Source organism: Jeotgalibacillus terrae (assembly GCF_016908195.1).
GTDB lineage: Bacteria > Bacillota > Bacilli > Bacillales > Jeotgalibacillaceae > Jeotgalibacillus > Jeotgalibacillus terrae.
Genome location: NZ_JAFBDK010000042.1, coordinates 1 through 5,530 on the forward strand (window position 1 = coordinate 1; position 5,530 = coordinate 5,530).

Sequence of the window (5,530 nt, forward strand, 5' to 3'; positions counted from 1 at the left end):
TCAAGAGAATAACGTTTATAAGACATAGAAAAGCTCCCCCCTAGGCAAACAGATTTTTGTTTTTAATCTGTCTACTTAGAGGGGAGCATATCAAAGTGATGAACTGTGGACTTTTTTAATATGAACTCAACCGGAAAGCTGTTCTTTCAGCTGGCTTTTTTGCAGGTCTGCATAAAAGCCGTTTCTCTCAATCAGCTGGTCATGATTTCCTCTTTCAATCAGCTGGCCGTTATTCAGAACCAGAATCTGATCTGCATTTTGAATGGTGTTTAGCCTGTGGGCAATCACAAAGCTTGTTCTGCCCTTCATGAGAACCTCCAGCGCTTCCTGGATCTTGATTTCTGTGACAGTATCAATACTTGATGTTGCTTCATCAAGAATCAGCAGATCAGGATCAGCAAGCATCGCTCTGGCAATAGCAAGCAGTTGTCTTTGTCCCTGGCTGATCCCTTCACCGTCAGCTTTCAGCACAGTATCATAACCGTCAGGCATCTTTCTGATAAAACTGTCCGCATTAGCCATGCGTGCAGCTTCTTCGACTTCACTGTCTGACGCAGTAAGCCTGCCGTAGCGGATATTTTCACGGATCGTACCCTGAAACAGGATAGAATCCTGCAGCACAAAAGCCATATGGCTTCTTAAGCTTGAACGCTTAATATTCGTCAGATCCGTTCCATCGATCAGCACTCTTCCGCCTGTCGGGTTATAAAAGCGTGACAGCAGATTGATAATCGTCGTCTTTCCTGCCCCTGTTGGTCCAACTAACGCAATTGTCTCACCAGGTGAAGCTTCAAAAGACAGGTCGCTTAAAATGACTTCATCTTCTTCATATGAAAAAGATACGTGGTCAAAAATAACCCTTCCTTCAAGACGATCAAGCGTCTTCGCATGCTTCTCGTCTTTCCTTTCTTCATCCTCACTCATTATGTCAAAGACCCGCTCAGCTCCTGCAACAGCCGATAACAGTGTATTGAACTGGTTTGCCAGGTCATTAAGCGGACGCGTGAACTGACGTGAATATTCAACAAAGATCACAATGACCCCGATTGTAATATAGCCATTCAGCGCAAGTACGCCACCGACCAGTGCAATCACAGCAAAGCTCAGGTTATTTAAAAAGTTCATCAGCTTCGGGATAAAGCCTGAGAATGTCTGTGCCCAAAATCCTGCGAGTCTGAGTTTTTCATTCTTTTCCTCAAACTGATGAATGACACGTTCTTCCTGTGAGAAAGTTTTAATAATCCTCTGACCTGAAAGTGTTTCCTGAATGTAGCCATTGAGCTCCCCGAGATTCTTCTGCTGCTCCTTGAACAGTCTGCCTGTACGCTTTGTAATCCACTTTAACCCAAGCACCATAGCAGGAATTACAAGTACTGTAATGAGCGTTAGAAGCGGACTCAAGTAGAGCATCACACCCACTGTTCCAACGAGTGTCAACACACTTGAGACGATTTGAATCACTGAGCTGTTCAGCGTGGAACTCACGTTTTCCATATCATTTGTTACACGGCTCATTAACTCGCCGTGTTGCCTTTTATCAAAAAAAGGAATAGGCAGCTTCTGCAGATGATTAAAAAGCTGTGTACGCATTGTAAAAACGGTTTCCTGTGCGATTCTGACCATCCACATCGCCTGAAACCACATAGACAGAGAATAGACAACATATACAGCAGCAAGCAGCCAGATCAGCTGAATAAGACCGTCTGCATCACCTGAAACAATATAATCATCAATGGCCATTCCGACAAGGAAAGGACCAAGCAGTGCCATTGCTGAACTGATCAGTACCATGAATAGCACAAGGTAGAGCTTCAGTTTATTCATTGACAGATAGTGCCAGATCTTTTTGACAGTACCTGTGAAGTCATCTGCTTTACGTTTTTTCGACCCTGCTGCAGACTCCTCTATCTCTTTAAGTGAACGCCTCTTATATTGAAACGGGCGTCTGATTTCATTCAGCATATGGCAAAGCCTCCTTTCCGGCCTGGGATTCAACAATTTTCCGGTAAAGCGTTGATTGCCTGATCAGTTCATCATGACTGCCTTCATCAAGCAGCCTGCCGTCATCAATTAACAGGATACGGTCTGAAGCCATTGTAGTACTGATTTTCTGTGTAATCATAATTGTTGTGCATGACAGGTCTTTAAGCGCTGACAGTAATTTTGCTTCTGTTTTCATATCAAGGGCGCTTGTGCTGTCATCGAGTAATAAAATCACCGGTTTTTTGACTAGCGCTCTTGCAATCGATAAGCGCTGCTTCTGACCGCCTGAGAGATTGACTCCTTTTTGCCCAAGTACCGTGTCATATTGTTTCGGCAGACTCATAATGGTGTCATGAATCTGTGCACTTTTTGCAGCCTCCTGCACCTCTTCAAATGTCGCATGCTCATTACCCCATCGGATATTTTCCTGTATTGTCCCCGTAAATAGCATCGCTTCCTGTGGTACAAAGCCAATCTGGCTGCGCAGGTTTTTAAGTGTCATTTCATGAACTGACTGACCGTCGATTTTTACCGCGCCTTCACTGACATCATAAAGTCTTGGAATGAGCTGAAAGATGGTTGATTTACCCGAACCGGTTCCCCCGATCACGGAGACCCTCTCTCCAGGCTTAACGGTAAATGAAAGCTGATCGAGCACTTTTACAGAGGTCTCAGGATATGTAAAGCTCACGTGTTCAAAAGTGACTTCGCCTCTTTTAATCATAAAGCTTTCACTTGAATCGCTGTCATACAGATCCACATCCGTATTAATGACTTCACTGATCCGCGCACCTGACGCTTTTGCACGGGAAAATACCATAATGATCATGGTAACGATTGATAGTGCTCCCGTCATTCTCGTTGCATAGTTCACAATCGCAACGACTTCACCTACGCTTGCGCCACCAGTATTTACTTCAACAGTTCCATACCAGAGAATCACAAGAATGCTCAGGTTCATCAAAAGTAAAATAACCGGCATTGTTACTTCAATCAGGCGCAGTGCAGCGACTGTTTTATCCATCAGCTGTTCACTCGACTGCCGGAACCTTTTCATTTCATGCTTACCGCGCAGAAACGCTCTGATCAGTCTGATTCCAATCAGGTTTTCCTGCATCACGTTATTCACATGATCGAGACGTTCCTGAACTGATTTGAACAGGCTGCCTGCTTTACTCATAATGACAATTAAAAATAAAACAAGAACCGGGACTGAAATTACCAGAACGAGTGCGAGCATCGGATTCACAAGCAGTGCCATAATGACACTTCCGATCACAAGAAGTGGTGCACGCATCATGATTCTCAGACTCATAAACACAGTATTCTGCAACATTGTAACGTCATTTGTCAGACGCGTAATCAGAGATGACGTTGGAAACACGCTGAAATTTGAAAATGAGAAATCCTGTACTTTTTTATACAATGCTTCTCTGATATCAAAGCCGAAGCTCTGACTGACGTGTGAAGAATAAAAAGAATTTGTTACCCCTGCAGCAAACGCAGCGAGTGAACAGCCGATCAGAACAGCTCCCCACATCATGACGGCAGACAGGTTATTCTGTTGAATCCCCTGGTCGATAATGTATGAAATAATAAGCGGCTGAACGAGTTCAACTGCCAGTTCAGTCAGCATCAGCAGTAATGCAATAATAATGGCTATTTTATATGGTGTTAGATACGAGGTGATTTTTGTCATGAGCATTCTTCCTTCCAGACCATTTGAGACTCGAAATACTTACTCGTACTGTACCATAATTTTGCCACTTTTCAGAGAGATTTGAGCAGACAGAACTTTTCCGACTTCATATAATACCTTATTCATAAGAAAAGCCAGGCTTATGAGCCTGACTTTTCGGGACTTTCATGATCCTGTTGCTGTTCATCATCAATTTGACCCGGCTCCCATTTTTTCTGGTAAAAACGGATTTTTACTAGATCCCGGGTTTTCTTTTTTGTAAGAACATACAATGTGTCCCCTTCTTTTAACCTCGTCACACCAGTTGGCGTCAATATCTTTTCTTTTCTTATGACAGCTGTAATCAGTGTATATTTCGGAAGCGTAATATCTGCCAGCTTCATCCCCGCTATAGCTGCATTTTCAGGAATAGTGAGTTCCACCATCTCAGACTCTGTTTTTCCAAGTGCAATCAATTCAAGACTGTATGGACTCTGCAGCTTTTCTTCCCCGGCGAGTCCCAGTTTATTGCCGAGCCATGAAAGTGTACCACCCTGAATGAGCGCTGAAGTCAAGACAACGAAAAAGACAGTATTAAAAATCAGCATTGCATTTTCAAGTCCTGCTATGATTGGATAAGTGGCAAGTACGATTGGTACAGCTCCTTTTAATCCCGCCCATGAAATAAAGAGCTTTTCCTTACTGTTATACTTCATGCCAAGCATACTGAGAAATACTCCGACAGGCCTTGCAATCAACATCAGAATGATCGAAAGCAGCATTCCCTGCCATACGACTTCAAGCAACTGGTTCGGAAACACCAGTAGTCCAAGCATGATAAACATCACAATTTGCATCATCCAGGCAAAGCCTTCATTAAAACGTAAAATAGAATGCCGGTATGGAATTTCCTGATTACCAACCACGACCGCCATGACATAAACCGCCAAAAGACCGCTCCCGTTGATAAAGGTTGTTCCTGCATATGTAAATATTGCGAAAGACAATGCCAGTACCGGATAAAGTCCAGATGCATCCAGATTAATTTTTGTGATAGTAGTAACAGTTAACCTTCCGAGCACCAGCCCTGCGATTAATCCAACAGTCATCTGAATCAGGAACCCGGCAATCATTGACCAGAACCCTGTGTCCGGAATCTGAATCAGCTCAATAAACATAACCGTTAAAAAAACAGCCATCGGATCATTCGTCCCGGATTCTGCTTCAAGCGTCGAAGTCAGTTTTTCTTTAATATTTTTTGTACCCAGCACAGAAAATACTGCTGCAGCATCCGTAGAACCTACAATCGCACCCAGCAAAAAGCCTTCGAGCCAAGTCAGATCAAGGATCCATACTGAAGCAAGACCTACTATACCTGAAGTGATCAAAACACCCGCAGTTGCAAGAGAGGTCGATGCGCCAAGAACAGGTTTAATGCTTTTCCAGCTGGTCTGTGTACCACCTTCAAATAGAATAATAATAAGTGCAAGTATTCCTACCAGCTGAACAAATTCAGTATTCTCAAAATAAATAAATTCACTGAGGAGCATTCCGGCAATTAAGAAAAGAACAAGAGAGGGCATACCTAAACGCGAAGAAAACTTTGTAGCAGCTACCCCGATAATCAGCATGGCAGCCATAAGAAAAATCAAACCGTCAACCGAAAAATCCACAAACTCACTCCTTTAAATATTGCAATAATTGTATTATATCAAAACAAATTTTATTTTACGCTTGTGAAGCACTAAACATAAGAAAAAGACCGGACAACTGCCTGAACTGCCCCCCGTCAAGTAGACAGTGGAAATAATAAAAGTGATTTAAGCGGCTTTCGCTCTATATTCTATAGGGCTGAGGCCGTTTAATCGT

Annotated in this window: 3 protein-coding genes; all 3 read right to left on the minus strand. The window is 43.1% G+C overall.

The features are described from left to right. Nucleotides 1-126 precede the first annotated feature (126 nt). The gene (locus JOD21_RS19085) at nt 127-1,962 is read right to left on the minus strand and encodes an ABC transporter ATP-binding protein (protein WP_204731085.1); all 1,836 of its coding nucleotides are present in this window, start codon (nt 1,960-1,962) and stop codon (nt 127-129) included. Next, on the minus strand, nt 1,952-3,682 hold the full coding sequence (locus tag JOD21_RS19090; protein ID WP_204731086.1) for an ABC transporter ATP-binding protein: 1,731 nt from the start codon (nt 3,680-3,682) through the stop codon (nt 1,952-1,954). Before JOD21_RS19090 ends, JOD21_RS19085 begins: the two co-directional genes overlap by 11 nt. A 140-nt stretch (nt 3,683-3,822) precedes the next feature. Next, entirely contained in the window at nt 3,823-5,334 is a 1,512-nt protein-coding gene (locus JOD21_RS19095) for a potassium/proton antiporter (RefSeq protein ID WP_204731087.1), read from the minus strand. Nucleotides 5,335-5,530 lie beyond the last annotated feature (196 nt).